At 67.1% G+C, this 3,752-nt stretch carries 1 protein-coding gene and 1 pseudogene; both read right to left on the bottom strand.

Going from position 1 to position 3,752, the window contains the following annotated elements:
* Nucleotides 1-3,101 (bottom strand): beta-ketoacyl synthase N-terminal-like domain-containing protein (locus JANGC3_RS28280; protein WP_198291982.1); only part of this gene is annotated, 3,101 nt, incomplete at its 3' end.
* Between the two features lie 99 nt (nt 3,102-3,200).
* Nucleotides 3,201-3,752 (bottom strand): annotated as a pseudogene (locus tag JANGC3_RS0103570) (hypothetical protein); the annotation flags it as partial.

The raw sequence follows: 3,752 nt of genomic DNA, 5'->3' as shown, positions 1-3,752 counted from the left end.
GCAAGCGCATCCACGCCGGCGGCCGGCGCCGCCGGCACCCAGTAGCGCTCTTTCGCGAATGGATAGGTCGGCAGGCTGATGCGGCGCGGCGCGGCGTCCGCCCCGTCGGCATGCAACAGCGACCAGTCCACCGCCAGTCCCCTCACCCACAGATCGAGCAGGCTGCCATGCTTACCTTTGGCCAGCCAGACCTGGATCGCGCCGTTGACCGCGTGCGCCATATCCTCGTCGCTGCCGAACACGTCCAGCGCGTCGCTGCCGCGCTTGACCTGGCCGGTATACCGTTCACCGCCGTCCTCGTCGTCCGCCAGCCACGCCTGCAGGCTGTGCCGCAGTTGTTCGACCGACAGCGCAATGAGCGCCAGGCGCTCTTCCATCGCCTCCCGTCCCACCTGCAGGGTGTAGGCGATGTCGGCCAGGTCGGCGTCGGTCAAGCCCTGCTGGTCCAGCGCCTCGACCAGTTGCAGCGCCTGCGCCCGCAAGCCGTCTGCGTTTTTGGCCGACAGCACAATCAAGGCCGGGCGCTCGCGCGTCACCGCGATGGCGGCGCGCGGCGGCGCCGCATATTCGGCAACCAGCACACAGGCGTTCGAGCCGCCGGCGCCGAACGACGAGACGGCCGCGATGCGCACTCCCTCGGCCGCCACGCCGTCGCGCAGGCATTCGGGGCGCTTCCACTCGGCCAGCTCCTGCTGCACCACGAACGGGCTGGCGGCGAAGTCGATATGCGGATTGAGCACGGCCGAATGCAGCGACGGCGCCAACTGGCCATGGCGCATCTGTAGTAGCACCTTGGTCAGGCCGGCGATGCCGGCGGCGCTCTCGCAATGGCCGATATTCGACTTGGCCGAGCCAATGGCGCAAAATTGCCGGTCCTGCGTATGCGCGCGGAAGGCGCGGCTCAAGCCGGCGATCTCGATCGGGTCGCCCAGCGAGGTGCCGGTGCCGTGCGCCTCGATGTAGCTGATGTCGCGCGCGTCGATGCCCGCCTCGCGCAGCGCGCGCGTCAGCAGCTTGCTCTGCGCGCCCGGGTTGGGCACCGTGTAACCGTTGGCCTTGCCGCCGTGATTGAGCGTGACGGCCTTGATGACGCCATAGATGTGGTCGCCGTCGGCGATCGCCTTCGACAGTGGTTTGAGCAGCACCGCGCCCACGCCCTCGGACGGCACGTAGCCGTCGCCGCCCTCGCCGAAGCTTTCGCACTGGCCTTTGCTCGAGACGAACTTGCCCTGTCCCAGCATCAGGTATTTATTCGGGTGCAGCGACAAATTCACGCCGCCGGCCAGGGCCAGTTGGCACCCTCCCGTCTGCAGGCTCTGGCACGCCAGTTGCAGCGCCGTCAACGACGACGAGCACATGGTGTTGACGACCATGCTGGGACCGTTGAAGTTGCAGAAGTACGAGACCCGGTTGGCCACCGAGGCCAGATTGCCGCCGACGGTGAGGTTGCGTCCGTGGGCCTGCTCCTGCGCGCCATATAAATGGTATTCCTCGTACATCACGCCGACGAAGACGCCGACGTTGCCGTCCGCCTGCCTGGCCAGCGCGTCGCGCGTGTAGCCGGCGTCTTCCAGGGTCGCATAGGCGCACTGCAGGAACAGGCGTTCCTGCGGATCGGTGGCCGCGGCGTGGCGCGGCGGAATATTGAAAAACATCGGGTCGAATTCGTCGACGCCGTCGATAAAGCCGCCCCATTTGCTGTAGGTCTTGTCTTCCCGGTTGCGGTCGGGGTCGAAATACAGGCCGTGATCCCAGCGCTGCGGCGGAATCTCGCTGATGCAGTCCTTGCCGTTTTTCAGGTTGTCCCAGAACTGCTGCACGTTGGCGGCGCGAGGATAACGCCCGGCCAGGCCGATAATGGCGATGTCTTCCTGCTGTGCGGCGACGCGGGCTGCGGCGGGTACGGCGGGTACGGCGGGCGGCGCCGTCACGACGTTCGGCAAGGCCGGCCCCGCGGCGGCGGCGGCGGCAAGCACGGCGGCCGGCTGCGCCTCCGGCAGGGCGTGCGGCGCCTCGGCGGCCAGCAGGCTGTCGGCATGGTGCGCCGCCAGATAGGCGGCCAGTTCGGCGACGTTCGGGTATTCGAACAGCAGGGTCGGCGCCAGGCTGAGCTTGCCCATAGCGTTGAGGCCACCGACCACCTCGAGCAGATCGGCTGAAGCCAGTCCCATTTCGTAGTATCCGGCGCTGAGCGGAATCGCCTGCGCCGGCAGCGCCAGCCTTGCCGCGATCAGGCGCCGCAGCAGTGCTTCGATCGCGCTGGCCGCGCGGTCGGCTCCGCCGGCCGCCCGCACCGGCGCCGGCGCTGGCATTGCGGCTTGCTCGCGCCGCGGGTCGATCAGGCCGGGGTTGCGTATCAGCTTGTTGGCGCAATTGCGCAACTCGGCCACCTTGCGTCCGGACGCGTCGAAAAACTCCAGGGTTGCATAAAATAGCTCGCCGCTCTGGCGTATCGATGTGTTCAGGACGCGCGTGACGCAGCGCCCATCGAGCAGGGCGCTGGCGCGGAACGATTCGTAAAACAAGGGCACGTGCAGGTCCGGCGACGGCGGCTGCATACCAGCGACGCCGATGGCGCTGCCGTCGATCAGGACCGGATGAAACATGGAGCCGGCAGCCTGCTCCAGGGCCTGCGCTCCCAGCGCCGCTTCGACCAATATCGCTTGCGGTAATTCATGCACGCTGCCGACGGCCCGCATGAACGGCGTATGCCGCAAATCGCGGCTGCGGCAGAGCGCATAAGCGTCCTCCAAATCCAGCGTGCGCGCCGCTTCGCTCCTGGCCGCCTGAAGATCGAGGCTGTCCTCGAACGACGCCGCGGCGACGCGGTGCATTTCCGCCTTTGCATAGCGCGTGGCCGCGCCCCCGGCGCCGCTGCCGCCAATCGCGATATCCCAGCAGCCGGGCGCCGACTCGGCGCAATCGATGGTCAGCCGGACCACGCTGTCCGGTTCGACCAGCAAGGGCGCGTAAATGGTCATATTGCGCAATTCCAGCTGCTGGTAATCGTGACCATGCTTGCGAAACAGCTGATACAGCATATCGATATAGGCCAGTCCCGGCAGCAAATGCTGGCCATGCACCAGATGACCTTGAATCACAGGATGTTTACTACCTATGGAGAACGTCGTTTTCACATCTGACCTCTTTATCTTGTGTACCGTTGCGCCTGGATAGACGTAGAGAACGCCCTCAGTCGATCACAAACCCCAAAAACTCTCCGCGTCGGCGGCCCCGGCATGCTCCGCCTCGACCTCCGTCATGTCCTCGCCTTGCCACAGGCCGGCGTCGCCGCCGCCATCGGTATGGCGCACATCGATGTAGTTCAGCGCCGGCGGGGCCAGCGGGCGCCGGCCCGGCGCGCCCTCTTCGGCCGCGGCGGGCGCCGGCCAAGCCTCCAGGATCGCGTGCACATTGGTGCCGCCGTCGGCAAAGCTGTTGATGGCCGCGCTGCGCACGCCGGCGCCGCGCCAGGCGCTGGCGCCGCGGTTGAAATGGAACGGCGACGCCTGCATGTCGTAATGGCGCATCGGCTGCTGGCCCGACAGGAACGGCACGTCCAGCCCGTGATGCAGCATCAGCACCACCTTGATGAAGCTGGCGATGCCTTCCGCGCACAGCGGATGGCCGATGTTCGGCTTGATCGAACCGAGGCTGCACGGCGCGCCGTCCCCGGCGCGGTAGATCGCCTCGATCGCCTTCAGCTCCAGCAGGTCCGTCACTTCCGAGCCCGAACCGTTGACCTCGACATG

Origin of the sequence: Janthinobacterium sp. CG3 (genome assembly GCF_000344615.1) — a bacterium.
Lineage (GTDB): Bacteria > Pseudomonadota > Gammaproteobacteria > Burkholderiales > Burkholderiaceae_D > Janthinobacterium.
Note: the sequence above shows the minus strand (reverse complement) of the source record. Positions and strands in the feature narration are given on the sequence as shown.